Below are 26966 nucleotides of genomic sequence, written 5' to 3'. Positions count from 1 at the left end.
TGTCATTGCTTTGTGAGATTGGATTTGCTCACAACACCTGCCCATTTGGCAAACTCCTTGTCGAGGAATTGCTTGAAGTCCTCTGGACCGGCGGCCACGATATCCGCGCCCAGAGAGTCGAATTTCTCTTTGACGCTGGGCTCCTTCAACACGTCGCGAATCGTTGTCTGCAGTTTGTCGACGATGTCCGCGGGCGTGCCCTTCGGTACAAACATGCCGTTCCACTCGTAGACCTGATAGTCTGTCAATCCCGACTCGGCAACGGTCGGAACGTCCGGCAACAGCGCGCTGCGTTTGGGAGAAGTGATGGCTAGGACTTTGACCTGCCCGCTCTGAAACAGCGGCAGTGACGAAGAAATGTTCGTGAACATCATATCCACCTGTCCGCCGACCGTGGCCATGATGGCTGGACCACCGCTCTTATAAGGCACGTGCAGCATGTTCAAATCGCGGCCCTGCCGGAACAACTCGCCCGCCATGAACTGCACCGTTCCCGTGCCGCCTGAAGCGAAGGTCAATTGCCCAGGTTTTGCTTTTGCGGTTTCCACCACATCTTTCAAGTTGTTCAATGCAGACGACTTGGGCACTACCAGGATATTGGGCGTGACCGATACCATCGTCAGCGGCATCAGATCGGCTGCGGGGTCGAAATTCATTTTGTGCAAGGCCGGATTGATCGACAACGGCGTTGCATCGTAGAGCACGGTGTAGCCGTCCGCCTTTGCCCGCGCGACATAGGCCTCGCCTATCATCCCGCTCGCACCGGATTTGTTCTCGACGATCACGCTCTGATTCAGCTTTTTACCCAGATTCAACGCGATGACGCGAGCCAATGCGTCAGCCGTTCCTCCCGGCGCGTATGGCACTACCAAGGTAATAGGCTGGTCGGGATAGGCTGCTGCGGCAAAGGTGGGGATGGCCAAGACGGCCAGGGCGAAGGCGCCAATGGATCTTTTCAATTATGTCTCCCAGGATAGTTATGTGCGCTGCCGACTGACGTCTTGCAGGCTGGCGTATTGTGGGATGACGTTTCATTTAATACAACGTTGTCGCGTATTACGAAACACGTTCTGCCTAATGAAAAGAAACCGGAATTTGGCAATACGGTAACGTGTCGCCGTGCGCTGGGACAGCGAGCCGAATTACCTGCAGGAATAGTGTCCCCGCCTTTGCCGCCTCAGGGTCTTACTCGGGCTGATGGCACACCACGCAGAGCTTGTTGCCATCAGGATCGCGGAAATAGGCGCCGAAATAGTCGGGGTGATACTGCGGTCTCAAACCTGGCTCGCCTTCGTCCGTACCGCCCTCAGCTAGCGCGATGGTATATGCCTGACGAACCTGTTCACGAGAAGATGCCAGAAAGGCTGTCATCTGGCCATTACCGACATCGTGCGGACCGTTGAATGGTTTGCTGATCACGAAGTATGGGCGCCCTCCTGAGGCAGGATTCCAACCAACCCGAGGCACCTCAGGATCATAAAACCGTCGCTTGATATCCAAGACGGAAAACAGGCGATCATAGAAACGCATTGCCCGCTCGAAATCGGTAACGCCGATGAATACGTGTGAAAACATGGTGAGTCCCTCTTTGGCTTTATGCCTCTATAGAACGATACTCAACAACCAACCACCCAGCGCACTGCCCAGGACGACGAGCCATGGGGGCAGCTTCCAGAACATTAAGGCAATCAATGCCACCAATGCTAGGGCAAAGTCCTGTGGCGCGTGAATGGCGCTCGTCCATACCGGTTGATAAAGCGCAGCCAGCAGCAAACCTACCACGCCCGCGTTGATGCCGGACAAAGCAGTTTGCATACGTGCGTTGCGGCGCAAGCTTTCCCAGAATGGCAATGCGCCTGCCACCAGCAAAAAGGCGGGCGCAAAGATAGCGAGCAAGCAAATCCCAGCCCCGAGCCAACTCGAGGGCGCCGCGTTCATCGACGCGCCCAGAAACGCGGCAAAGGTAAACAATGGACCGGGAACCGCCTGCGCAGCACCATAGCCCGCGAGAAAAGACTCATTGCTGACCCATCCGGTAGGCACCACCTCGGCTTGCAACAACGGCAGGACGACATGCCCACCACCAAAAACGAGCGCCCCCGCACGATAGAACGCGTCAACCATTGCCAGAGCCTGGTTCGGGAAGACAGTCGCTGCCATCGGCAACGCAATCAGCAAGGCAAAGAACGCGGTCAGCCACAGCACGCCGACCCCGCGTTTGATCGGAACGGGGAACCGGTCGTCCGACGACGCCTGTTGCGGCTTGAACCACAACAGACCGATGGCGGCGGCCATGGCGATGACTCCTACTTGGCCCCAAATCGATGGAACCAGCAGCACGAAACAACTGGCTGCAGCCATGAGGGTGACGCGTGGCGCGTCGGGGCATAAATTACGAGCCATGCCCCATACGGCCTGCGCCACGACGGCCACCGCAACAACCTTCAAACCGTGCAGCACCCCAGATGGCACCACGTCTCCGTAGCTGGATATACCCAGCGCAAACAGAATCAAGACGATCGCCGATGGCAGCGTAAAACCCGCCCAGGCGGCCAGGGCACCCGTATATCCCGCGCGAGACAGGCCGATCGCCAGTCCTACCTGGCTACTGGCGGGCCCCGGCAAAAACTGACATAACGCGACCAAATCCGCATAACTGCGCTCGGTCAGCCATTGCCGGCGTGTCACGAATTCGTCACGAAAGTAGCCCAAGTGTGCGATCGGCCCGCCGAATGAGGTCAAGCCCAATCGCAGAAAAATCAGAAAGACAGCCCAAGGATTGGGGCCGTTCGTGGGGATTTCAGTCATGATTGGCGCAGCATAGTATGGACTGGCCAACATTAATCGAAAATGGATCAGTGTGCGCCATGAAATCGCGCATCGTAAGATCAACGCAACACTGCGCGGCCGTCCCCCGCTCCCGCCATATCGAACGGCCCTATACGAGCAACGCTCAATGCAATATCCGCTCAAGAAACGCGCGAGTTCGCTCGTGTTGAGGATGGTCAAAAAAGGAGCCCGGATCCGCTGACTCCAGAATACGTCCGCCGTCCATGAACACGACACGATCGGCAACGCTGCGTGCAAAGCCCATTTCGTGGGTGACGCATAGCATGGTCATGCCGTCCTCGGCCAGGGAAGTCATCGTGTCCAGCACTTCTTTGACCATCTCGGGGTCGAGTGCGGAGGTTGGCTCATCGAACAGCATGATGCGCGGCTGCATGCACAACGAACGGGCGATGGCGACGCGTTGTTGTTGCCCGCCAGACAATTGCGCAGGAAACTTGCTGGCTTGATCGGGAATGCGTACGCGCGCGAGATACTGCATTGCCAGATCGGTGGCCTGGTCCCGCGGCATACGTTTAACGTGCATAGGCGCAAGAATGCAGTTTTCCAGTACGGTGAGATGCGGAAAGAGATTGAAGTGTTGAAACACCATCCCCGCATCGGCACGTACTTCGTCAATGGCCCGCAGATCGTCAGCCAGCTCCACCCCGTTGACGATGATGCTGCCCTCGTGATGGCGCTCCAGCCGATTGATGCAACGGATCATGGTGGATTTTCCGGAACCTGATGGTCCGCAGATCACCAGTCGTTCACCGGACGCGACCTGCAGATCGATGTCACGCAAGACCTGGAATTCGCCATACCACTTGCTCATCCCGGCGATGTTCACGGCCAAAGGTACGGCCGCGCCACTATGTTGCCTATTCAACGAAGTTCCCCTTTTTTGAAGCGCCGCTCCAGCCACATTGAATAACGCGAAAGACCGAAGCAGATGCAAAAATAGATAGCAGCGATAAAGAAATAAGTCTCTACATACGGAGTCGGCCAAGCGGGATCAGTCAACGCCGCACGCCCGGAGCTCAGCAAATCGAACAGACCCACAATCAATACCAGGCTGGTGTTCTTGATCATCACAATGGCGGTGTTGGTCAAGGGCGCGATAACTTTTCGCATGGCCTGCGGCAGCACTACCAATCGTGTCATCTGCCACCATGACAGACCGAGCGCTCTCGAGGCCTCCAGTTGTCCTGCCGGCAACGATTGCAGGCCACCGCGGATCACCTCGGCCAAGTAGGCTGCCGAGAAAATCGTCAGGGCAATCCCCGCCCGCAAGAGGCTGTCTATGGTCATCCCTGCCGGCAACATGATGGGCAACACAATCGAGGCCATGAACAGCAGGCTGATCAGCGGCAAACCACGGATCAATTCAATCACGCACGTCGCAATGAAACGCGCCACTGGCAATGAGCCCCGCCGTGCCAACGCCAGCAGGATACCGAGGGGCATGCCTATTCCCAACGCACAGACCGCCAATAGCAGCGTGACAGGCAGTCCACCCCACGAGGCAGTAGGCACACGCTCCAGTCCAAACCACCCGCCCTGCATCAGCGCGAGTGATCCGGCCATGCCGACCAGCCAAAGCACCACGGTACGCAACCGCCATTGCCGAGGATTCAGCGACAGGACGACCATGAACAGAATGAAAGCACACACGAACGCCGGGCGCCATTGTTGAGCCGGAGGATAGATTCCAAACAATATCTGGTTCAGTTTCTCACCCAAGAACGCCCAACACGCCCCGGTGGCTTGGCGGCACATCGCACCGGACTCTCCCGGCCATACTGCATTGATCAGAGACCAGTCTGCAAATCGACTCAGCGCGTATAGACCCAACCCTAATGCGACGATAGTCGCGACACTGCTGATCGCCGTACCGAACAAGCGATGCATGGCGCTATCCCGCCGATCAATTGGGGCAGATCGTGCAGGGACATCCGGGGATATGGAGATCGTAGTCATCTTTGCTCAGTCCGCAGAATACGGCGGTTGTAGAGATTCATAGACAGCGAAACGCTCAAGCTGATGCACAGATATACCCCCATCAGAATCGCCAAGCCTTCGATAGCCTGCCCCGTCTGATTGATGGTGGTGGTAATCACAAACGAGAGGTCCGGATACCCTACCGCCAAGGCCAGAGTGGTGTTCTTCACAATGGACAAGTATTGGCTTGTCATGGGAGGCACAATCACGCGCAAGGACTGTGGAACGACGACGCATCGCAATGTAGTCCAAGGCCGTAGTCCCAGGGATTGAGCAGCCTCCCATTGCCCTGGTGCGACAGCATCGATACCACCGCGAATGATCTCGCCGGAAAAGGCGGCCGAATACAAGGTCAGGCCGATCAATAGCGCGGTGAATTCTGGAGTCAGCGCTGTGCCGCCGACGAAGTTGAGCCCACGCAGCTGCGGCGAGTGGCTCGTGAGCGTCACGCCACCCCACTGCCACGCCAGTATGCAGGCTAGCAGCGTCCCAATAAAAAACACGCGGCCCAATGGCAGCGCCGGTCGACGCCGACGCAAGGGGCGCAACCCCAACCAACCCAACAACGCCGCCAGTATCACCCATACCACGGCAAGCCAATAACCCTCGATCTGTACGCTGGGAAAGAACAGCCCCCGAATCGACAGAAATACTCCCGGCAGCGGATTCAGCGCCTGCCGCGGAGAAGGCAGATTGATCGTGACGAGGCTATACCAGAACAACAACTGCACTACTAGCGGGGTATTGCGTGTGATTTCCAGATAGAACGTCGCAATACCATTCACCAATGGATGACGACTGCGACGCGCGAGGGCGAGCAGAAATCCCAAGACGGTCGATGCCACGATCACGAGAACCGAGATGTACACGGTGTTCACGAGCCCGACCGCAAACGCTCTCGCATAGCTGTCGGTCGGTCGATAAGCCAGCAGGCTTTCCGAGATGGGGAATCGCGCGGCATCGGAAAGGTAGCCGAAGCCGGTCGCGATCCCGCGTTGCGTCAGGTTGTAGTGGGCATTCAACACCAACCAGGCCAGCGTTCCAAAAAAGATGCTGGCGATGAGCACCTGCATCATTACGGAACGCGCCCGCGCGTTGTACCAAAGTCGCTTGAACATGCGTCGTCTCGCTCGGCGTAATGCTCAATTGAAAACGTAGGGGTACATCAGTCCGCCATCGCGATAGAGCCGGTTCAGGCCGCGATCGAGCTTCATCGGGCTGTTCTTTCCGACGTTGCGCTCGAACATCTCACCATAGTTGCCCAATTGTTTGACGATGTTGTACGCCCAGCGTTCGTCCAGGCCCAGCGCCTTGCCATTGCCTGGCTCCACGCCCAGGAAACGTGCGATACGCGGATCATCGGATTTCAGCATGGTGTCCACGTTGGCCTGAGTAATACCCATGTCTTCTGCCGCGATGGGCGCCTGCACGACGAACTTGACGATATCGAACCATCGGTCGTCGCCATGCCGCACCGACGGCGTCAGGGCTTCGCTGTTGCCGCTAGCAGGAAAAATAATGTAGTCATCTGGATTCTGAGCTTGCGTGGCGCGCACTGCAGCCAGAGCCGACGCATCGGTGATCAGACCGTCGCAGCGTCCGGTAAAAAACGCCTGGCGCGATGCGGCGACATTGTCGAACAGCACCGTCTTCAAGCCCAAGTTGAATTTACGGGATAGGTCGGCGACCGTCACCTCGTTGGTCGAACCTGTCTGTACGCAGATCGTAGCGCCCTGCATGTCTTTGGTTTGCGTAATGCCCAGGTCTTTGCGAACCATGAAGGCGTCATATTCGTAGTAGTTGGGATACGTGAAATTGATGCCGTTGGCATCGCGCCGCAGTGTCCACGAGGTGGTGCGCGGCAGCACATCTATCTGACCGGTCTGCAGTGCCGTCAGACGCTGCTGGCCCGTCAACGGTACGAACCGTACCTTGCTACCATCGCCCAGGACTGCAATCGCGATGGCACGGCAAGTTTCCGCGTCCAGGCCTTTCCAATTGCCGTCCTTGTCGGGTGCCGAAAATCCCGTGGTGCCGTGACCCGAACCGCAGATGACGTAACCGCGTGCGCGGATCTGATCCACCGTCGGGCTGTTGCTCGTGGCCGGGATAACCGGCGAAGCCGGCTCGGCGGGAGCAGCCTTCTGCGAGTGAGACACGTTGGGCAATACGGCTGCAGCGAACAGGACAAACGCGCCCTGAAGCGTACGAATGCGATGCATAGCAATTCCCCTTGCAATGTATAGGTGTAGGCGGGCCATGAAACTCGTAACGGCTATTGGCCCTGAAAACGGGATTCAGCGCGTCTGGCTCTCATAGGTAGCCAGAGCATTGCGCAAGTCATCTTTCAGCATCTGGACGTCTTCCAGGCCGATGGATAGGCGCACCACGGGTTGGTCTGTTGCCGGATGAACCCGGTTGGCTTGTAACGATGCCGGATAATAGGCCGCCAGACTATGCACTCCCCCCCAACTGGCGCCGATGGAAAAGTGCTGCAGCGTATCGAAGAAGCCACTGAAGGCCGATTCCGGCCCCGCTTTCAGGATCACCGAAAGCAGGCAGCCATTAGTGCGAAAATCGCGCTTCCAGAGTGTGTGTCCCGCATCGCTTTCCAGCGGCGGATACAGCAAACGCTCCACTTGCGGCTGTGCCTGTAACCACTGCGCGATGTCCAGGGTCGCGGCACTCTGCGCCTGTACCCGCAAAGCCAGCGTTTCCAGTCCACGGAGCACCAGGAAACAATCATCCGGACTGACCTGTTGACCCAGGATGCTCTGCGTTTCACGCAGCACCGCATAGTGCTCCGCGTTATTCATGCTGATGCTTCCCATCAATACGTCAGAGTGCCCGCTGAAGAACTTGGTAGCGGCCTCCACGCTGAAATCGATGCCATGAGCAAGCGGCTGGAAGCCCAGCGGACTGGCCCACGTGTTGTCCATCATCGTCAACACGTTATGGCGGCGCGCCACCTCTGCGATGGCCGGAATGTCGGCCATCTCCATCGTGACAGTTCCCGGGGCTTCCAAGCAGATCATCCGGGTTGTAGGGCGAATCAGTGCCTCGATCTCCGCCCCCATCGAGGGTCGATAGATTTCGACGTCCACCCCCATATATGCCAGCCACTTTTCGGCAAAAGTCTTGAGCGCGCCATAGCAGGCGGCCGAGACCAGTAAATGATCACCGCCGCGCACGAATCCCATCACGACCGTCATCAGTGCTGAGGCGCCAGAGGGGGTGATCACACAGTGCCGGGCGCCTTCGAGTGCTGCGATGCGCTGTTCCAGCAACCGCGCGGTAGGTGTGCCCGTGATCCCGTAACTGTAACCGTCGGGTTGGCGTTGCTTGCGGTTGACAAAATCGGCCAATGAGTCGAATACCACCGTGGAGGCGCGTTGGACGGCCGGGGACAAACTGGCGAATTCGGTATTAGAAGGGCTGACAGAGTTCATTTGGTCTATGCGCTGCGCTTAAGAGAGTGTTTCGATGAGGCGCAGTTTGATTTGCCCAGGCAATTCGTTCAACAATTGAAATAACTTAGTCAATAAGCAGGACTTATACATGGACATGCGTGAAATCCAGGTTTTCCGCGCCGTTATGCAAGCTGGCACGACCAGCAAGGCCGCCAATCTGCTCGGAATATCGCAGCCAGCCATCAGCCAGTCGATTCGCAAACTCGAGGAATCCTCCGGCCTGCGCCTATTCGACCGGGTGCGTGGGCGGCTGGTCGCCACTCCCGAGGCGGGCGCGCTGATGGAGGAAGTCGATCGTTGCTTCGCTGGCTTTGAGCTGATCGAACACCGGATCCGCAGCCTCAAGTCCTTTGGCGTAGGCCGCCTGGCCATCGGTTCGCTGCCGGCGCTGGGCACGGGGTTCATGCCGCGCGCCATCGCCGCGTTCGGCTTGGTCGACCGTGGCCTGCAAATGTCGTTTCAGATCATGAGCTCGCGAGAGGTGCTGCGTCAGGTGGCAGCAGGTCAGCTCGATTTCGGTTTGATGGCTGATGAGCTTTCCGTTGCGGGCCTGGAGCATTCGGTATTCCTGCGCACGCCTGGAGTGATCGCCATGCACAGCCGCCATCCGCTGGCAAACAAGAAAATCATCGACGCCCGCGATCTGGTCGAACACCCATTCATAGCGCTCAATCCAGAGGACGCCAGCCGGCGCCGGCTCGAGGCCGCACTCCAAACGGTTGATCTCAATCTTCGTCCGATGCTGGAAACACCGTATTCGAACTCAGTCTGCGAGTTCGCTCTCAATGGTGTCGGCATTGGCATGGTGCATCCCATCATGGCGCTGGACTACCTCTCTCGCGGCCTGACGATCAAGCGTCTGTCGTTAGAAATCAGCTTTACCAGCTTGCTCGTGTTCCGCTCCGGTACGCCGTTGTCCGGCAACGCAAAGGCGATGCTGAAAGTCATGCGCATCCAGTTGGAAAACGATCTCAAAAAGATGCAGGCTGCCTTGGGTTAAGCCGGTCGGCACGCTATGCTTCACAATCAAACAATGTATCTTTGGCCCCAGCCGCACTTTTTGATTTAACGACATCATGCTCCGAGAACTACAGACCTTCATGGCGGTGGTGCGGTATGGCACGTTTGCCAATGCGGCCACTCACATCGGCCTCACCCAGTCCGCAGTCAGCGCTCAAATCCAGCGGTTGGAAGAGGAACTCGGTTATCCCCTTTTTGACCGGACGGGCAGGTCTGCCAATCTCAATAGCAATGGACGTGAGGCTCTGGCTGTTGCAGAAGAGCTGATGTCGGTCTACTCAAAATTTGGACGCAATACGGACGTCCCGAAAACGGGATTGATCCGTATCGGGTCGATCGCTTCTGCGCAGGAAACGTTCCTGGCTGAGGCCCTGGCCGAATTCTGGAAAATCAATCCAGGGTATCGGATTCGCATGGTGCCAGGCATATCACTCAATCTGCTGGGCCAGGTTGACTCCGGAGAGATCGACATTGCAGTGATGCTCAAACCGCCTTTTGCATTGCCGGCAGACTTGCAATGGCGCGAACTCTACGCCGAGCCGTTCGTCTTGCTCGCGCCTCAAAAGATGCACGATCGCAGTTGGCAAGATCTACTGCAGACCGAACCATTTATCCGGTACGACCGAGGGTCGTTTGGCGGACGGCTGGTTGATCAATTTTTGCGGCGCGCTCGTTTCACAGTCAGAGAAACCATCGAGCTCGACGAGCTGCAGGCCATCGCTCAACTCGTACGCCTGGGAGTGGGAGTCGCGCTGCTGCCGATGAGCGACGCGCTCAGGATACCGAAAGGGGTCGCCGCCATCGATTTAGGCGATGCGACTTTTTTTAGAGAAATCGGCTTGGTCGAACGCCCATCGGATCGCAGGCAACCTGTCGCGACATTGCTGGCGCAACGTATTGCGGAGGCTGCCGTTCGATTTCAGGGCTCGAACAAGAAAATCAGAACTCTTCCAAAAACCGCATCCGGAATCGACGGCCCTTGATATTGCTATTGGAAAGCCGTGAAAACGCCTGCTTCGCGATCTGACGATCCAGTGCCACGTAAGAACTGAACTCGGTGATATTGATTTTTCCGACCTGCTCGAACGTCAGACCACCATCACCAGTGAGTGCGCCCAGCAAATCGCCGGGGCGCAGCTTGTCTTTCTTGCCACCCTGTATGCACAGGGTAATCATGGGCGCGCGCAAGGGACGATCGGCTTTCGCGCGCAGCGACTTGATATCGGCCCATTTCAGCGGCGAACCCTGATATTCCTCGATCAGGTTGGCCCAACGCATTTCGTTCGGCGAACACAGACTCAGGGCCAGCCCCTTCTGGTCGCCACGGCCGCTGCGGCCGATGCGGTGTACGTGGACCTCGGTATCCTTGGTCACATCCACATTGATCACGGCGCCCAGATTCTGGATATCCAGGCCACGAGCGGCGACATCAGTCGCGACCAGCACGGCGCAACTCTGGTTCGCGAACTGGATCAGGATTTCGTCACGATCCCGCTGTTCCAGATCGCCGTTGAGCGCCTGGGCGCTGATGCCCTCGACCTGCAAACGTTCGACCAGATCATGACTGCGGATCTTGGTGTTGCAGAACGCCAGCGTCGACACTGGACGGAAATGCGCCAGCAGCGTGACGACAGCGTCCAGCCGTTCACCCTCGTCGATTTCGTAGAAAAACTGCTCAATGCGGCTGGCATCGTGCTGGGCTTGGACCTTGACCTCCGCAGGATTACGCAGGAAACGTGCACTGAGCTTGCGGATGTTATCGGGATAAGTCGCCGAAAACAGCAAAGTCTGGCGCTTGGCCGGGCAATGCGAGGCAATGGCGACGATGTCGTCGTAGAACCCCATATCTACCATGCGATCGGCTTCGTCCAGCACCAATGTCGTCAGTCCTGACAAGTCCAGGCTACCGCGTTCCAGATGGTCCTGAATGCGGCCCGGCGTACCCACCACCAGATGCGCGCCGCGAGCCAGCGACTCAGCCTGAGGGCGAGCAGCGGCGCCGCCGCACAGGGTCAGGATCTTGACGTTGGGAATCTGACGGGCCAGGCGCCGCAGTTCCTGTGCGACCTGATCCGCCAACTCACGGGTGGGACATAGCACCAGCGATTGCGGAGCGAGGCGATTGACGTCCAGCTTCTGTAACACGCCCAGGCCGAACGCAGCCGTCTTGCCGCTGCCGGTCTTGGCTTGTGCGATCAGATCGCGGCCCTCGAGGATGAGCGGTAGGCTTTGCGCCTGGATGGGAGTCATCTGTTCGAAGCCCAGGCTTTGCAGGTTGTCCTGCAAGGCGGGCAAGAGAGGCAGAGAGGAGAATGGAGCGTTGGTCACAATAAAGGGGCGAAAAAGCTGAAGTGACCGACAGTGTATGCGCTTGCGACCGTTTTCTGTATCGGCAGGCCGACCATCAATCGGTGCAGTAGCTATGAATTATCGGCAAGCCGGCATGAAAACAAGCAGAAAAACACATGAATCAGTCCGCCTTGGGATTGGGCAAGAACACCCGCGCGCGCAAAACAGGTATGCCATTGCGGACATAGCGCTGCCATGGCGACGCGCCTACGATGCTTCGCATACAAAAATCAGGAGACGCATCATGAGCGTGACAAACGGGCGGGTTCGTCGTACTTCGGCCTCGTTGACCGGGTTCGTCCCTACATTTTTCCATACCGGGAGAACAGCGAGGCGATCAGTCATCCGATTCCTGATTGCAGCGACTGCCGTCGTGCTTGCAGTGCCCGCAACGGCGGCTGCGTACCCGGATCGCCCCATCACCTTGGTCAATCCGTACGCAGCGGGCGGCCCCGCCGACGTCGTCGCACGCAGCCTGGCCCGCGCGATGGAAAAACGGCTAGGACAGCCGGTGATCGTGGAAAACAAACCTGGCGGCGGCGCATCGATTGGCACGGGCTTCGTCGCGCGGGCCAGACCTGATGGTTATACCCTCCTGTTAGGCACCTCTGCGGGCCATGTCGTTACACCGCTCATGCAAAAGACGCCGTATGACGGCGTCCGAGACTTTGCGTTTTGTTCAGTGGTGGCCGCGCAGCCCATCATGCTGGTAGTCAACCCCGAACGAGGCATCAAGACCGTGTCCGAACTGATTGCACGCGCCAGAGCCGAACCCGGTAAGCTCACCTATGGATCGGCGGGCGTAGGCGGCGCCACGCATCTTGGGGCCGAGCTGTTTCAACAGGCTGCGCATGTGCAACTCAATCACATCCCCTACCCCGGCGCATCGCCCGCCATCAACGACGTGGTCGGTGGCCAGATTGACTTGGCCATGCTGAACTTGTCGGCCAGCCTGCCATTTATCCGGCAGGGGCGGCTGGTGGCTATAGCTTACGCGGCAGATAAACGCTCTTCGCTGTTGCCTGAGGTGCCCACGTTAGATGAGAGTGGCGTGCATGACGCTCAGTCCTCGACCTGGTACAGCTTGGCTGCGCCCGCGGGAACGCCGGCCGATATCGTACAAAAGCTGAGCAACACTGTTCGCAGCGTCAACGAAGACGCCGAATACCGCCGCCCCATGCAGGAGCAGGCGATCGAATTGATGGCGTTGTCTCCAAAGGATGCGAGCGCCTACGTCCAAAATGATCATGCCAACATGCAAACTCTGTTGAGCAAGCTGAGACTACTGGCAAAGTGAAGAAAACATACTATCCGCTGCGCAAGGCAACACGCCCATGAACTTCGACTTCAACAAACTGACCTCGGCCGACGCATTCAAACTGCTTTCCAGCGTGGTAGTTCCACGGCCCATTGCCTGGGTGGTCAGCCAGTCGGCGCAAGGCTCGCTGAACGCCGCGCCGTTCTCGTTTTTCAACGTGGTCAGCAGCGATCCGCCTATCGTCGCGCTGGGTATCGGTCCACGCGCAGGACAGTTGAAAGACACCTCGCGCAATATTCTGGAAACGCGACAGTTCGTCATCAATCTGGTTTCAGCTGAATTGGCTGAACAGATGAACCGCACCAGCCTGGACTACGAGGCCGAAATCAACGAACTCACACGAGCGGGGCTCTCGACAACGCCGTCCCTGATCGTGAGCCCGCCACGGATTGCGCAAAGCCCCGCTGCCCTGGAATGCAAGGTCTGGCAGGTTCTGGACGCAGCGCCACAACGGGTAATTGTGCTGGCACACGTGGTAGGAATGTATCTACGCGACGAGGCCCTGCTGAACCCGGGGAAATTCTATGTGGACACCCCTGCGCTGCGATTATTGGGCCGAATGCACGGAGCTGGATGGTATGCGCATACTAGCGACCTGTTCCAGATGCATGCACCAAGCGCATCGAACGACCCTGCCGTCAAACCTGCACAAGGACACTGAATAGCAGGAAGCCTATTCATTCAACGCAAGGCTCACTGTTGAGGCACGTGAGCCTTTTGAACGATGCGCTGCCACAATGCGATTTCTTTTTCCTGGAACTCGTGCATTTGCGTTGGGCCGCCTGTCATGGGCGTGGCCCCCAGACGTTCATAAAATTCGCGCGTTTCCTGCATCTTTGAGATCGTCGTGAACAGCTCGGCCAGTTTGGCTGTTTCTGCGGCAGGCGTCTTGGCACTGACCATGGCCCCGACCCAGGTGTAGGCCTCAAAGCCTGGCAATCCGGCCTCTCCCGCCGTTGGCACATCAGGCGATGTGCCGACTCGTTGGCCGGCGGCCACGGCCAACGCCCTGATCTTGCCGCTTTTAGCCAACTCTTGTACCGCAGTCACTTCCGCAAAGGTGTAGCCCACAGTATCAGACGCAACTGCGGTGATGGCCTCGCCCGCCCCTTTGAACGGTACATGTACTGTCTTTATATTTGCCACGTCGTTGAACAACTCTCCCATCAGTTGATAACCCGCCGAGCCGGCTCCGAAATTCACCTTGCCCGGGTTTTGGCGCGCGTAGCTGACTAGTTCCTGCAGCGTGCTGTAGGGAGCCTTGGGACTGGCCGCCAGCATTGCGGGCGAACGCATCATCATCGTCAACGGCGCGAAGTCCTTGACGGGATCGTAGGGCAACGCTTTAAAGAGCGCTGCATTGACAGCCAAGGTTGAGTTACTGCCAATGAATACCGTGTAGCCATCGGGCGGCGCGGCAAGCACGCTCTTGACCGCGATAAAGCCGTTGGCGCCGGGTTTATTCTCGACCACCACGGGCTGGCCAGTGATCGCCTGCAATTGGCGCGCGAAATATCGGGCCGAGGTATCAGTGCCGCTGCCGGGCCCGAACGGCACGACAAATTTAATGGGCCGGTCTGGGAACGTCTGCGCGACAGCGTGAGGCGCTTGAGCCGCCAAGCCAGCCAACGCCAAACCCAGCATGCTCCACAGGAGTGGTCTCCATTGACGCATGGCTTGTCTCCTTTAATCGTGATCTCGACGGCACAGAAAGCACCCTCTGCCTTTTTTTGGTCGTGTTTGCTGCCTCGGTGACTCTATGCCGTGCGAGGATAGGTGTCTAATATTTAAAAACTCAGCCTTGATATTCTTTTTATATCGCTTTACTTTGATCCTCCCTTTAAAGGCTTCATCAATGTCAGCAACGCAAAGCTCCCTGCCTGTCGCCTTGGTTACCGGCTCGACCTCCGGGATCGGTGAGGCCATAGCACGGCATCTTTCTCGAGAGGGTTACGCACTCGTATTGCATTCGCGCAACTCCGTAAAGACTGGCCGCGCGTTGGCCCGGGAGCTCGGCAAGGCCGTTTATGTACAAGCAGATTTGACCATTGATGCCGACCGTGTCAGGTTGATCCAGGAGGCTCTCACGGCATGGGGACGGCTTGATGTCTTGGTGAATAACGCGGGAATCAGCCGCGTGATTCCGCATTCCGATATGGCGGCAGCCACACCGGATATATGGCACGAATTGCATGAGGTCAATGTGGTTGCACCGTTTCGCCTGATCACCGAGGCTGAAACAGCGCTGCGCGCGGCCTCGACGCGAGACAGGCCCGCTTGTGTTGTCAATGTGAGCTCGCACGCGGGGATCCGCCCAAAAGGCGCCTCTATTCCCTATGCAACGACCAAGGCAGCACTCAACCATATGACTCGATTGTTAGCGATTTCATTGGCCCCGGCTATTCGAGTCAACGCAATTGCCCCGGGTTTAGTCGATACGCCGTTGACTGCGGATTGGACAGAGGCACAGCAGTTATGGCGCGACAAATCCCCAATGCGTCGGGCAGCCAGTCCTGCCGACATCGCCCAGGCTGTTTCAATGCTTATTGAATCCAACTACCTGACCGGTGAGATTCTGCTGTCCGATGGAGGACTGAATCTCACGTAACCGTTGTGAAATTCGTCTGTGAAATCTATCTCAGCCGATATTTACTATGCAAACCGTTGATCAGAATCGGGTCAGAGTCTGGCAGGCGCTTTCCACGCTGTTTCTGGACACCGAGAGTGACGACGCGACCTTTTCGCATACCGCTCGTGTCGTTCTGGAAACAGGTTATTCGCGCCCAGAAATTCACAACATTCTGTGGGGCGAAGTCTTTCCTGTCTTGAAGGCCAATCTGAGGAGCATTGCCGGAGAATGGGCGGGCTGGCCTGACGAGTGGCTGCTGGAACATCTACGCCCATGCGAGAAAGCAGTATCGATGCCGCGAGGCATGATTGCCAGAGAGATCGACAGATGCTGGAAAGAGGTGGAAAATCGCCTTCTACCTGATTGGAACCACGAGCAGAAGAGAGATATTGATGCGTAACCGGATTCTGGCGATTTGCCTCGGATTCAGTGCTGCTGCCGCTTGCCAAGCGGACACGGCCCGTACCTGGGCAATGTCAGGCGCAGAATTGGCGCGCGCACTGGAAGGCAAAATGCCCACGCAATTTCACGAAGGTGAGGTACAGCGTCAATTCTCCAGCACATATGGACAGGCCTATATCCTAGGCGTGGCTGACGAAACTCGCGGCAAGCATTGGTGCTCCAGCACAGGTATCCTGCCGCACGAGATGGCGGATCGCGTCTATACCTATCTGTCGGCGCTGTCAGCCGAGCAGCTACGTGGCAATGCGGCCCCGCTCGTGGGCGAGGCCTTGCAAAAAGAGCTGCCTTGCGTGCAGCCCTGATACCGTCACCGCGCAGATTCGCTAGCGGCCTCGCGTCATAGACTGCAGCACGCCATCACGCCGTATCCAGCCGTGGAACAAGGCGGCGGCCAAATGCAGCAGCACCGTGGCAAACAGCAAAAACGCCAGATACCGATGCGCACCACGCAACCAAGCAAATAACGACGCATCGGTCGGCGCAATGGACGGCAATAGCCAGCCGCCCACGCTCACGGGATACCCGCCCGCCGACACCATCGCCCAACCAATCAATGGCATAGCGAACATTAGCGCGTACAACAGAATATGTGAGGCCAAGGCAGCCAGACGTTGCCAGGCCGGAATATCCGCCGGCAGAGCCGGGACACCGTAAATCAACCGCCGGCTCAGCCGCAGGCATACCAACACCAACAACGCCAGCCCCAATGGTTTATGAATCTGCATCAACCATTGATGCCGCTCCGAAACCGAGGCCACCATGCCTACGCCGATAAATAACATCGCCACGATGCCGATGGCCATCAACCAATGCAGCAGGCGTGCAAACAGGCTGAATTTCGCGGGTGCTCGATGAATGGGATAAGCGGAAAAGTTCATTGCACGCGCTCCGGTTTATTGGAATGAGATGGGGCCAGCGCGCTTTGAGGTGGCCCCTCCCCGGTGCGACGCTCGTAAGACGAGGCATAGGCTGCAGAACGTGCCGGCAGCAGCGGATCGTCAGAAATCGCGATACCGCGTGGCAGTATGGTCGGGTCATAATTCACGTCACGGCACGGGCCGTCGTCCTGCGGCGCGCTGCGTGTTATCACCACTGTGCCCGCGTCGACAGTAGGCCGATCCGCCGGCCACTGTTTAGTCGCATCGTTGGTAGGATCGCCTGCGGCACCCAATGTCACGACCAAACGCCAGCGCAACGGTCCCTGTGTCAGGCGCTGTTGCAGATCACCCTGCAAGTAATTGGCGTCATGCTGCGGCTGAGCAGCAGGTGCGGCCTCTGCACCCAAAGGCTCCAGATGCCAGCGCACGGCTTGCCGCTTGCCCTGCGCATCGACAAAGTAAAAAGCATTCAGGCCGTAATAGCTTTCCGTCGCATAGCTGGCCGATGGCTTGGCGGTCTTGACCCACGCCAGAAAGGCCCCGGCCTCGGGATGCGCTGCGAAAAACGCCCCCATCCGCTTTGGATCCGGTTTGTGCGTATTGGGGTCGGGACGAGCAGCAAGCTGTTGTTCATAAAACGCCTGCGGTGTCGCCAACGGAAATACCGGCATGCTATTCATCCCGGTACGCCACTGCTCGCCATTCGGTGAGGTGAACTGCAGGGCAAAGCTGCGAATAGGGACACTGGAGTCGGGGGCATAGGGATTGCCGCCGGGTAGCGCCAACCGCCCTACTACCGGGGTATTACCGCGCTCGAACAAGGCTGCCGTGGACAGGGCATGCGCCGCGCCATTGCTTTCGAAATGACCAACGACACAGACGCCTTTTGCGTGATTGCGCCGAAAGCCTGCGTGAACGCCGCTATTGGCCTCCAGCGCATCTACCACCCGGTCCGGCGTCAAACGATCCGGGTCCAGCCAGCCGCCTACATAGGCAAAAGCCGTGCCGGAAACCACTACGATAGCGCCGATTGCGGCAAGGCGAAAACAGGTTTGCCGGGCATTAAGCGGCCGGGCGTCGCGTTCAGATCCTTGGTGCATGGGACTCCTTGCCCCTGGGGCGTCGAATACCCCTGTAAGACGGCAACCCAGAAAATTTATTCCGCAAGGGAATAAACTCACGGAAGCGGCGTCTCACGACATTAGCCTGTCAGTCTTTGACGCCACGGGCGCAGCGCCCGGACGGGAACAGCCTGGCCGTTCCTTTCTCTCTGCGCCCTCTTCCCCGGTTTGAACACCGGGGTTTATTGAGGCATTTGATGATTCAACCGGTACGCATGCCGATACACGAAGCGGTACCCTCCGATGATGACGCGATAGAGGCGGACGAATTGTCCGATGCCGTCGTACGCCAGCTATTGCCTCGGCTGCGGCGGTTTGCGCTGCATCTGACGCGTGATCCCATGTCGTCCGACGACCTGGTGCAATCCACGCTGGAAAGAGCCCTGACGCGCTGGCCCAGCCGCCGTCCGGAAGGCAATGTGCGCGCCTGGCTGTTCACCATTCTGTACCGCCAGTTTTTGGACTCCCAGCGGCGGTCGCGCCGTTATGCTCGGCTGCTCGATTGGCTCACCGGATCCGACGCGGCAGCGCCATCGGCGGAACGGGCGGCCATTGCACGTGCTTCGCTGGATGCCTTCGAGCGCTTGCCCGAGGCGCAACGTACCTTGTTGTGGCTGGTCTGTGTGGAGGGCCTGAGCTACAAAGTAGTCGCTGACATGTTCGATGTCCCGTTAGGTACCGTGATGTCTCGACTGTCCCGCGCGCGCAGTGCGTTGCGCGATTTGCATGAAGGTCGGGACGGCGCGCCCCACCTGAGGATCCTAAAATGAACGAACGCTCTATCGACGATCTGGCGCGTAACGCGTTTGTGGATGGGCAGCTTGATCCCGCACAACGGCAAACCATGCAGGCCTACCTGCGGGAACATCCCGAAGAAGCTCAAGAACTCGACGCCTGGCAGCGCGATACGCAGCAGCTGCGCGCGATGGCTCGCCACGATAGTCTGCCGCCCAATCCCGCCTTGGACCCCACGGCAGTACGCGCGCGGGTGCGCAGCCGCTCACGGCGCCGTCTCGCAATGGCAGCCAGCCTGGTCATGGCGCTGGCGATCGGCGGCGTCACTGGGTGGAGCGTGCGCGACACGACGCTCGTTGCCAACCGCACCCTGCCCATGCAGGATGCCATGCAAGCCTATCGTTTGTTTGCGTCGGCGGATGCTCCGCAACCCGATGTGCGCGCAGATGCCGCAAATCTGCAAGGCTGGCTGGACGAGTATTTTGCTGACGCAGAACGCCTGCCTAATTTGAGCGCCAGCGGCTTCCAACCGGTTGCAGCTCGGCTGCTGGCGACGGATCAAGGGCCCGCCGCGATCGTGATTTACGACAATGCCGGACAGCGCGCGACGTTCTACATCCGCCCGCCAGGACCTGGTAAACAGTTTCTGCCACAAGGCAGCCGACGCGATGGGGATCTGCTGGCTCGGTATTGGTCGGGACAGGGATACAACTATGCATTGGTGACTTCGGGTAATGGCGCAGCGGATGAAGTCCTGTCACCATCGAACGCCGTGCGCAGCTAGGCGACGACAGCCCTCGTGTGACGGCCAACACCTCGGCCTACGCCTCAGCGGCCCCGACGGCGTGATTTCGCGTGCGTAGACGTAGCCAATGGTGCGAGATGCGAGGCAATGAAGTCTATAAGAATCTTTGCCCTGATCGGCAGATGACGTCCGAATCCATGCACGACCTGCAGGGGAACGGGCATGAGTGGCACGTGCGTCAATACAAGACATAGTCGTCCACTGTCGAGGTCATCCTGTACTGTCGTTTTCAGGATTTGCGTGACGCCTTGTCCATTGATCGCCGCGATGCGCATCGCCTGCCCGCTGTCGGCGTCGAACGTCCCTTCGATCGGGACGCGCTCGCCATTGGCCAACATGATAGGCAACACCTGGCCATCCAGACGATAGCGCACATGGCGATGCGCACCGAGATCCGCGACAGCTTGCGGTTCACCATGACGCGCCAGATATTGCGGGGATGCGACCAGCACCAGCGGCAAATCGATCAGCTTGCGGGCGTACAACCCACTATCCACTATCGTGCCGACTCTCAACGCCAGATCAAAACCCTCGCGGATCAGATCGACATATCGATCGCTCAAGCTGACATCGAGCGCCAAGGCGGGATGCTGAGGCATAAGCTGCGAGGTAATGGGCTCCAGCAGCAAGCGCCCGAGATCCACCGGCATGCTCACCCGCAATGCCCCGGCCGCGGTGTTCGGTGCTTTTAGCGACTCGTCGGCCTCTTCGAGCCCGCGCACCAACGGTGCAACGCGCTCGTAATAGGCCTGTCCATCACCAGTCAAAATAAAAGCGCGGGTTGAGCGTTGAAACAATCGGACGCCCAAGCGCTGTTCCAGCCGGGCAATGCTTTTCGACACAGCGGACGGAGTGGTCCCCAGCAACCGGGCTGCGCCAGTAAATGAACCGGCCTCTACTGACCGGACAAATGCGGATAGACCGTGAAAGTGTTCGACCGTCATTAATGACTATCCGGCATAAATGAAAGCACCATTGTAGGACTATTACGTCCAATTTTTCCAAACTACATTGGTCTCATTCGTCCCAGGAACGTCCTTGAAAGGAAAATTTGACGTGAACAAATTGACAGACAAAGTCGCCATCATCACTGGCGGGAACAGCGGTATCGGTCTGGCCACCGCGAGGCTTTTTATCTCGGAAGGCGCATACGTAGTGATCGTCGGACGCCGTCGCGACGCGGTGGACGGCGCTGTGGCAGAACTCGGGCCGAGGGCCCTGGGCGTCACTGGCGATCTGGCAGACCTCGCGACACATGACCTCGTTGCGGAGGCCGTAACTGAACGCTTTGGCGGCGCTGACATCTATATGGCGAATGCAGGCGTCAACACGATTACGCCTTCAAACGCGGTCGGAGTCCAGGAGTACGACGCTCAGTTCGACACCAATACGCGAGCCGTATTCTTTGGCGTCCAGAAGATCGCACCGGTGATGCGTAACGGTGGCGTGATACTGTTGACCAGTTCGATAGCGAGCGGCAAGGTCCTGGAAGGACATGCCGTCTATGCCGGGACAAAGGCTGCGATTGAGGCCTTTGCACGAAGTTGGACGCTCGAATTCAAGGACCGCGGCATCAGAGTGAACGTCATCAGCCCGGGGCCGGTCGACACCCCGATTCTCGCGAAGCTCGGCATCGCCGCAACTGATCGGCCAGCGTTTGAGACAGGAGTTGCGCAGTCGATTCCGCTAGGTCGTTTAGGTCAGCCTGAGGAGCTGGCGCGCGCTGCATTGTTCTTGGCGAGTAATGACGGGAGCTTCATCACAGGAGTTGTGTTGAACGTTGATGGGGGTATTGCGCTGACTTGAGCGACACACCGCCGCCGATCAACGCCGGCCAAGCAGATCCAGGCAAGAATCCATCTTTGCAAGCATCAATCACGACTCCTCCCCTATCGTGACAGACGCCAAGCCCTCAATCCCCCGACTGCGTCAGCATGGAGCGAGGCAGATTGATCAGAAAATCCGCCAATCCTTTGGAGCTCTGTGACAGACTGATGTGGTGCGACATTTTTTCCTGAGCGAGCATCGCGTCGCCCGCCAGAATCGCTTGTAACAACTCCTCGTGCTGATCGTACGACTCACGCAAACGACCCACCGCGGTGAAGGCATGCTTTAAATAGGCGCCAGTACGCGCGCGCAACCGTAGCAGCTCTTGGCGCAAATACGGATTGCGGCATCCTTTGTACAGCACCTCGTGAAAGTCGTGATTCGCCTGCCGCCAGCCGTCTGCGTCTTCCGCTTCGATCACCGCTGCCGCCTCGGCATGGACGCGTGCCAACTCGGCACGTTCTTGCTGCGTCATCCGCTGGCAAGCCATGCGGGCGGCCACGGCCTCCATTTCGCCCAGCAGCTCCCACACGGCCAGCAACTCTTGCACGTCCATTTTGGCGACAGTCATGCCGTTACGCGGCAAGCTGTTCAGCATGCCTTGGACTTTCAACTGCAATAGCGCCTCGCGCACGGGCGTGCGCGACACATTGAACTGCGCCGCCAGTTCATTTTCATCTATGGCGTCACCAGGCAAAAGAACGCCGTTCCGGATGTCGTCCTCGATGGCCAGGCGGATTTGTTCGCTGATTTTCACGTTTATGAATACATACAAACACTGATATAGAAAAATTATAAGGTGATTTATAAATATATTTATGAGATCGGAAAATACATGAAAACACCAACCCCTCGCCCACTCGTCGATGTGAACACGGCCCTGGCCCCCCGCCAGGAGGACGCCATCGTTGCTGCATTGCAGAATACGCTCGCTCTCCAGCACATCGTTGCAAGCGACACCGAGTGCGCGAATATCGCTAGGACTTTGCGGCGCATAGCTCCGCCCGACGATGACGTACTGCCGAGGAAATCGGCGTGACACAGACCGCTCTTCGCACACCGGCAGGACTGCCCACCAGCATTGGCGCCTTGCGCGCCTTGCTGCGTGACGGCGAACTGACCGTACCCGAAGCGCTGACCGTCCAACAGCAAGCGTTGCGCGAAGATCGCTGGCATTGTGTCGTGCACGTACCGGAATTGCCCGAAGTCCCGCAGGATGCGTCATTGCCTCTGGCTGGCGTGGGCGTGGCGCATAAAGACATCTTTGCCCTGCCGGACCGGCTCCCCAGCTGCGGCGCGGATGGCCCACCATCAGGATGGTCGGCAACACGACATGCAACCGTGGTGCAGCGCCTGACAAACGCAGGCGCCCCCCCGTTGGCGATGCTGGGGATGGCACCATTCGCCGGTGGAGCAACCGCCGAGAACAGCGCGTATCCGCCTATGCACAATCCGATCGATCCCGTTGCCGCCGTGGGCGGCTCGTCCAGTGGGTCAGGCGTCGCCATAGCGGCCGGATTGTGTTACGCCTCTCTAGGTACCGATACAGCAGGCTCGGTACGCATGCCGGCCGCGACCTGCGGCATAGTAGGGCTGAAAACCACCCATGGCCTGATTCCCACGCAAGGCGTGGCGCCGCTGGCGTCTTCACTGGATACGGTAGGACTGCTGGCGCGCAGCAGCTCGGATGTGATGGCAACCTTGAGCTGTGCGTTGACCGCCGCTCAAGCGCGCAAACTGCATGCCACGTATGAGGCGGCGCAACGCGACGGTTTACGCATCGCGGTGAGCTGGACACATGCGAATCCAACTGGTGAGCTTTCGCCCAGTGTTGCGCAAGCCTTGGATTCATTGTCCTGCGCACTAAATGTCCCGGCAGAGCGTTCAATAAAAGACTTACGCGAATTGCAGCGTTTGGCAGAAATATCGCTGTATGCGGAAGCGGCCAGCGTGCATGCGCCAGCACTGCGCGCTGGCACACAGCTGCCCGCCCTGGTTCGCAACCTGGCGCTGACCGGCTCGGTCATGCCGGTCACTTGGTATCTAGATGCCCGTCGCGAGCAGTCGGGTCGATGCCAGGAATTCCTGAGCACTGCATTGGCCGATGCCGACATCCTGCTCACCCCTGCCCTGCCGCGCGGCGTGCCAGATCGCAAGATCGTCACGACGACATCCGCCGACTTTCAACCACGCGAGCTCGTGGCCATGTTCAGTTGGATGTCGTTTGTGAATTATCTGGGTTTACCCGCCATCGTTGTGCCTATTGGCCGCGATATGGGCGGACGGCCTATTTCTGTTCAGGCGATTGCCCGCCCCGGCAACGAGGGTCTGCTGCTGGCATGGGCGCAGCAGGTAGAACAACGTTGGCCAGACGCCTTTTCGTCTTTATCCCCTTCAAATAAAGAAAGAAACCAGACATGCCTCAAATAACTGCGTCAAAAGCCTTGCAGCGTTTCCGTGTGTTGGACTTATCGCGTGTGCGCGCAGGCCCGACTTGTGTACGTATGCTGGCCGACTTTGGCGCCGATGTGATTCGGGTCGAACCGCCGGCGGGCATAGATCCCAATGAGGCCATGTTCGCGGCCGACCGATGGAGCGGCGACTTTCAGAATTTAAACCGCAACAAACGATCATTGACCTTGAATCTCAAGACTGCCGAAGGCCGCGAGGTGCTCAAGCGGCTGGCCGCCGGCGCCGACGTGCTGGTGGAGAACTGGCGTCCCGATGTCAAAGCGCGCCTGGGCGTAGATTATGAGTCATTGCGATCGATCAATCCCCGCATCATTCTGGCCAGCATCTCCGGATTCGGCCAGGATGGTCCATATGCCAAGCGGCCTGGGTTCGATCAGATCATCCAGGGCATGGGCGGGCTGATGTCGGTCACGGGCCTTCCTGGACAAGGCCCCGTGCGCGCGGGGTTGGCCGTGGCCGATTCCAGCGCCGGTCTATACGCGGCGCTCGGCATATTGACGGCCTTGCTCGAACGCGAACAGTCCGGGCAAGGCCAATGGCTACATACCTCCTTGCTCCATGCGCAGATTGCGATGATGGATTTTCAAGGAGCGCGATATCTCAATGACGGAGACATCCCTCGCCAAGAAGGCAACGATCATCCGACCAGCAGTCCGATGGGCCTGTTTCACGCGAAAGACGGTCAATTCAACTTGGGAGCGTCGGGTGAAGGCAACTGGAAGCGTTTTTGCGAAGCCATCGGGCACACCGAATGGATGGACGATCCCGAATTCGAAAATGAAAAGCTGCGCGTGAAGAATCGTCAGCGCTTGAATCAAATGATCCAAGCCGTCTTCATGACGGCGACGGTGGCTGACTGGGTCCAACGCCTGAACGCGGCGGGCGTTCCCGCGGGGCCGGTGTATTCGGTCCCACAGATGTTCGAAGACGAACAGGTCCGGCATCTAGGGGTGGCCAAGACCGTAGCCGCCTGGCAGGGAGGGCAACGCACCATGATTACGCAGCCCGTCACACTCGCACGTACGCCAGCCGACATCGCCCGCACGGCGCCTGGCTGGGGGGAACACACTGATGAGGTATTGCGCGAGATTGGCTATGACGAGCGGGACATTGAGGCACTGCGCGGCGCAGGCGCCGTCTGAGAGGGAGGTGACCAAGATGAGCTCAGTGCATACTCAACCAGGGCATTTGAAAGTCGATGAGACAAACGGCATCGTCACGATCCATATCTGCAATACGACACGCTTTAATGCCATGTCGCTCTCGATGTGGGAGCAGATGGCCGTCATAGTCGCGCAAGCAGAACGATCAACGACTACCCGCGCGTTGGTGTTGACCGGCGAAGGTGACCGTGCATTCATGTCGGGTGCGGACATTTCCGAGTTCGGCACATTACGCAATGATCCCGAACAGATCGCGCGTTATGGCCTGGCCGTGAACAATGCCCAGAATGCGCTCAGCGAAGCGCGGTATCCGACCATTGCCGTGATTCGCGGCATCTGCATGGGCGGCGGTATGGGTCTGTCGTTGGCTTGTGATCTGCGCTATTGCACGGATGATTCACGTTTTCGTATGCCGGCAGCCAAATTGGGATTGGGTTATGCCCGCCCTGGTGTCCAACGGATGCGCGAAGTTCTAGGCAGCGCCCGCACCACAGAGCTCTTTATGACCGCTCGCACCTTCGACGGTATCGAAGCCGCCCGTATTGGAATGGTGCATGAAGTATTTGCTCACACGAATTTCGATCAAATCGTCGCCGAGCGTATTGCCGCAGTGTCTGGCAATGCGCCGTTGACGATCAGAGCAGCCAAGCTGGCATTACGTCATCTGGCGGGAGGCGAGAATGCGCCGTCGAGCAGTGAGGTCGACGCCGCTACCGACGCCTGTTTTTTGAGTCAGGATTACCAAGAAGGGCAACAAGCCTTTCGCGACAAGCGCCCGCCAGCGTTCAAAGGGCGATAGCGTTCAATATCGAGTCATCATCCGAAGCTTCGTTGGTACACCTTGCGGTCCTTAATAAATGATCAGGGGAAGTGAAAATGAAAAAGTGCAATGTGTTGATGTTGGTCGCCGCTCTCGGCATGTACTGCGGCCTGGCCCAGGCAGTAGGCCCCCAGCCTCCAGCAGCAAAAGAAAAACAAGTCCTGACCGTGGGCTTCGTCAAGGTGGGGCATCTGTCGCCCATTCTTGACGTCCCTGAGGCGGTAAAAGCGTGCAACGTCGAAATCAAACCCATCGAGTTCGTGCGCTATGCCGACGCGCGTACCGCGTTGTTGTCGGGGTCTGTCGATATCTCGGGCATAGGGCCTGCAGATCTCGCCATCGCGCTGGCGCAAGGCAGCGACAAGCTGATCGGCCTGACAGGCGTCGCGGCCTCACCCAAATACCTCGTCACGCGTAAAGGGGTAAAGATCGAGGATTGGAAGGACATCGCGGGCAAGCGTATCGGTATTGCACCGGGTTCGGCGGTATGGTTCCAGTGGGCGGCCACACTGGCCGAAAAAGGCGTCCCATACAACAGCTTCACGGCGGTAAATATACAGGGTGGCGGTACGGCATTCGTGCAAGCGCTCAAGCGCGGAGACATCGATGCCGTCGCGCTATGGGAACCCTTCGAATCCCAGTTGGTGGCCGACGGCACCGCGACATTCTCCAAGAATCTCGAATACAGCCAATCAAAAGCCGTAGGTGCGGAACTCGGCTTGCTCGCTGCGACTCGCGATGCAGTGACCAACAAGCGCGAAGCCGTAAAATGCTTTCTGTGGGCCTACAAGTCAGCGGAAGAAAAGCTCGCCAAGGACCCAGAGCTGTTTGCACAGACCTACTCGAAATATACCGGCCTGCCCCTCGAGGTCACTCGTGAATCCGTCAAGCTTATCAACCTGGGCGGCGTGCTGGACCTCGAACAGTTGCAACGTCAAGCCAAGACCTTCAATGAATTAGGCGTCATCCCGAAAGACGTCAGCGGCGAGATAAGCAAAGTCTGGGATCCCAGCCTCTTGAAAGAAGTCATGTAATCATTGCGCCCTGTTCGTTACCGGAAGGAAACGAGC

The 26966-nt window shown here is 58.3% G+C and carries 28 protein-coding genes; 14 read left to right on the top strand and 14 right to left on the bottom strand.

All coding sequences use genetic code 11. From position 1 onward, the window contains the following. Positions 1-2: 2 nt before the first annotated feature. The 8 genes from ACYVIT_RS03590 to metC form a co-directional block, all read right to left on the bottom strand. Positions 3-959, bottom strand: a complete 957-nt coding sequence (locus tag ACYVIT_RS03590) for a Bug family tripartite tricarboxylate transporter substrate binding protein (RefSeq protein ID WP_415805352.1) — start codon at positions 957-959, stop codon at positions 3-5. Positions 960-1185: 226 nt separating this feature from the next. Continuing rightward, on the bottom strand, positions 1186-1575 hold the full coding sequence (locus tag ACYVIT_RS03585) for a VOC family protein (RefSeq protein WP_415805353.1): 390 nt from the start codon (positions 1573-1575) through the stop codon (positions 1186-1188). 27 nt (positions 1576-1602) lie between these two features. Next, positions 1603-2808 (bottom strand): chromate efflux transporter, encoded by a 1206-nt coding sequence (chrA, locus tag ACYVIT_RS03580; protein WP_415805354.1) that lies wholly within the window; start codon positions 2806-2808, stop codon positions 1603-1605. A 145-nt stretch (positions 2809-2953) separates the two neighbouring features. Next, positions 2954-3661 (bottom strand): amino acid ABC transporter ATP-binding protein, encoded by a 708-nt coding sequence (locus tag ACYVIT_RS03575; protein ID WP_415805620.1) that lies wholly within the window; start codon positions 3659-3661, stop codon positions 2954-2956. A 50-nt stretch (positions 3662-3711) separates the two neighbouring features. Further along, the gene (locus ACYVIT_RS03570; RefSeq protein ID WP_415805355.1) at positions 3712-4737 is read right to left on the bottom strand and encodes an amino acid ABC transporter permease; all 1026 of its coding nucleotides are present in this window, start codon (positions 4735-4737) and stop codon (positions 3712-3714) included. A 65-nt stretch (positions 4738-4802) separates the two neighbouring features. Then, positions 4803-5945 carry an amino acid ABC transporter permease gene (locus tag ACYVIT_RS03565; RefSeq protein ID WP_415805356.1) on the bottom strand — a complete coding sequence of 381 codons (1143 nt, stop codon included), beginning with the start codon at positions 5943-5945 and terminating at the stop codon, positions 4803-4805. 24 nt (positions 5946-5969) lie between these two features. Continuing rightward, complete coding sequence (locus ACYVIT_RS03560) at positions 5970-7049, bottom strand: amino acid ABC transporter substrate-binding protein (protein ID WP_415805357.1); 1080 nt, start codon at positions 7047-7049, stop codon at positions 5970-5972. A 75-nt stretch (positions 7050-7124) separates the two neighbouring features. Further along, positions 7125-8276 carry a cystathionine beta-lyase gene (metC, locus tag ACYVIT_RS03555; RefSeq protein WP_415805358.1) on the bottom strand — a complete coding sequence of 384 codons (1152 nt, stop codon included), beginning with the start codon at positions 8274-8276 and terminating at the stop codon, positions 7125-7127. A gap of 109 nt (positions 8277-8385) precedes the next feature. Between metC and ACYVIT_RS03550 the strand changes: the two genes are divergently transcribed. Together ACYVIT_RS03550 and ACYVIT_RS03545 are read left to right on the top strand one after the other, a co-directional pair. After that, entirely contained in the window at positions 8386-9297 is a 912-nt protein-coding gene (locus tag ACYVIT_RS03550; protein ID WP_415805359.1) for a LysR substrate-binding domain-containing protein, read from the top strand. 76 nt (positions 9298-9373) lie between these two features. Next, positions 9374-10300, top strand: coding sequence for a LysR family transcriptional regulator (locus ACYVIT_RS03545; protein ID WP_415805360.1), 927 nt, complete (start codon positions 9374-9376; stop codon positions 10298-10300). On the opposite strand, the gene dbpA is transcribed toward ACYVIT_RS03545, so the two are convergent. After that, positions 10257-11645, bottom strand: coding sequence for an ATP-dependent RNA helicase DbpA (dbpA, locus tag ACYVIT_RS03540; protein WP_415805361.1), 1389 nt, complete (start codon positions 11643-11645; stop codon positions 10257-10259). The two genes, ACYVIT_RS03545 and dbpA, sit on opposite strands and share 44 nt — an antisense overlap. Before the next feature lie 265 nt (positions 11646-11910). Here dbpA and ACYVIT_RS03535 point away from each other — a divergent pair, with 265 nt between their 5' ends. Then, a complete protein-coding gene (locus ACYVIT_RS03535; RefSeq protein ID WP_415805362.1) occupies positions 11911-12963 on the top strand; it encodes a Bug family tripartite tricarboxylate transporter substrate binding protein in 1053 nt (350 codons plus the stop codon). A gap of 37 nt (positions 12964-13000) precedes the next feature. Beyond that, entirely contained in the window at positions 13001-13645 is a 645-nt protein-coding gene (locus ACYVIT_RS03530; protein ID WP_415805363.1) for a flavin reductase family protein, read from the top strand. Between the two features lie 32 nt (positions 13646-13677). Here ACYVIT_RS03530 and ACYVIT_RS03525 read toward each other — a convergent pair whose 3' ends face one another. Next, a complete protein-coding gene (locus ACYVIT_RS03525; RefSeq protein ID WP_415805364.1) occupies positions 13678-14658 on the bottom strand; it encodes a Bug family tripartite tricarboxylate transporter substrate binding protein in 981 nt (326 codons plus the stop codon). 181 nt (positions 14659-14839) lie between these two features. Here ACYVIT_RS03525 and ACYVIT_RS03520 point away from each other — a divergent pair, with 181 nt between their 5' ends. The 3 genes from ACYVIT_RS03520 to ACYVIT_RS03510 are packed head-to-tail and all read left to right on the top strand — an operon-like array spanning position 14840 to position 16377. Next, complete coding sequence (locus ACYVIT_RS03520) at positions 14840-15592, top strand: SDR family NAD(P)-dependent oxidoreductase (RefSeq protein WP_415805365.1); 753 nt, start codon at positions 14840-14842, stop codon at positions 15590-15592. Between the two features lie 46 nt (positions 15593-15638). Next, on the top strand, positions 15639-16013 hold the full coding sequence (locus ACYVIT_RS03515; RefSeq protein ID WP_415805366.1) for a DUF7079 family protein: 375 nt from the start codon (positions 15639-15641) through the stop codon (positions 16011-16013). Then, the gene (locus ACYVIT_RS03510; protein ID WP_415805367.1) at positions 16006-16377 is read left to right on the top strand and encodes a Rap1a/Tai family immunity protein; all 372 of its coding nucleotides are present in this window, start codon (positions 16006-16008) and stop codon (positions 16375-16377) included. Before ACYVIT_RS03515 ends, ACYVIT_RS03510 begins: the two co-directional genes overlap by 8 nt. A 21-nt stretch (positions 16378-16398) precedes the next feature. Here the strand turns inward: ACYVIT_RS03510 and ACYVIT_RS03505 are convergent, their stop codons facing one another. Together ACYVIT_RS03505 and ACYVIT_RS03500 are read right to left on the bottom strand one after the other, a co-directional pair. Further along, on the bottom strand, positions 16399-16953 hold the full coding sequence (locus ACYVIT_RS03505) for a cytochrome b (protein WP_415805368.1): 555 nt from the start codon (positions 16951-16953) through the stop codon (positions 16399-16401). Then, positions 16950-18053: a catalase family peroxidase gene (locus ACYVIT_RS03500; protein WP_415805369.1), complete on the bottom strand. Its 1104-nt coding sequence runs from the start codon at positions 18051-18053 to the stop codon at positions 16950-16952. The genes ACYVIT_RS03505 and ACYVIT_RS03500 overlap by 4 nt, the downstream gene beginning before the upstream one ends. Before the next feature lie 236 nt (positions 18054-18289). Here ACYVIT_RS03500 and ACYVIT_RS03495 point away from each other — a divergent pair, with 236 nt between their 5' ends. After that, complete coding sequence (locus ACYVIT_RS03495; RefSeq protein WP_415805621.1) at positions 18290-18844, top strand: sigma-70 family RNA polymerase sigma factor; 555 nt, start codon at positions 18290-18292, stop codon at positions 18842-18844. Continuing rightward, on the top strand, positions 18841-19593 hold the full coding sequence (locus ACYVIT_RS03490) for an anti-sigma factor family protein (protein WP_415805370.1): 753 nt from the start codon (positions 18841-18843) through the stop codon (positions 19591-19593). Before ACYVIT_RS03495 ends, ACYVIT_RS03490 begins: the two co-directional genes overlap by 4 nt. A gap of 44 nt (positions 19594-19637) precedes the next feature. Here ACYVIT_RS03490 and ACYVIT_RS03485 read toward each other — a convergent pair whose 3' ends face one another. Next, complete coding sequence (locus ACYVIT_RS03485) at positions 19638-20558, bottom strand: LysR family transcriptional regulator (RefSeq protein ID WP_415805371.1); 921 nt, start codon at positions 20556-20558, stop codon at positions 19638-19640. Between the two features lie 112 nt (positions 20559-20670). On the opposite strand from ACYVIT_RS03485, the gene ACYVIT_RS03480 reads away from it, so the two are divergent. Further along, positions 20671-21420, top strand: a complete 750-nt coding sequence (locus tag ACYVIT_RS03480) for an SDR family NAD(P)-dependent oxidoreductase (RefSeq protein ID WP_415805372.1) — start codon at positions 20671-20673, stop codon at positions 21418-21420. Between the two features lie 106 nt (positions 21421-21526). Here the strand turns inward: ACYVIT_RS03480 and ACYVIT_RS03475 are convergent, their stop codons facing one another. Continuing rightward, entirely contained in the window at positions 21527-22198 is a 672-nt protein-coding gene (locus ACYVIT_RS03475; protein ID WP_415805373.1) for a GntR family transcriptional regulator, read from the bottom strand. 278 nt (positions 22199-22476) lie between these two features. Here ACYVIT_RS03475 and ACYVIT_RS03470 point away from each other — a divergent pair, with 278 nt between their 5' ends. The 4 genes from ACYVIT_RS03470 (at position 22477) to ACYVIT_RS03455 (ending at position 26930) form a co-directional block, all read left to right on the top strand. Then, positions 22477-23871 (top strand): amidase, encoded by a 1395-nt coding sequence (locus tag ACYVIT_RS03470; protein ID WP_415805374.1) that lies wholly within the window; start codon positions 22477-22479, stop codon positions 23869-23871. Further along, entirely contained in the window at positions 23859-25055 is a 1197-nt protein-coding gene (locus tag ACYVIT_RS03465) for a CaiB/BaiF CoA transferase family protein (RefSeq protein WP_415805375.1), read from the top strand. Before ACYVIT_RS03470 ends, ACYVIT_RS03465 begins: the two co-directional genes overlap by 13 nt. 16 nt (positions 25056-25071) lie before the next feature. Continuing rightward, positions 25072-25875, top strand: coding sequence for an enoyl-CoA hydratase (locus ACYVIT_RS03460; RefSeq protein WP_415805376.1), 804 nt, complete (start codon positions 25072-25074; stop codon positions 25873-25875). A 77-nt stretch (positions 25876-25952) separates the two neighbouring features. Beyond that, complete coding sequence (locus ACYVIT_RS03455; RefSeq protein WP_415805377.1) at positions 25953-26930, top strand: ABC transporter substrate-binding protein; 978 nt, start codon at positions 25953-25955, stop codon at positions 26928-26930. The last annotated feature ends 36 nt before the right edge of the window (positions 26931-26966 follow it).

It is taken from the genome of Bordetella muralis (assembly GCF_054781015.1).
This window is presented reverse-complemented; position numbering and strand designations above follow the sequence as displayed.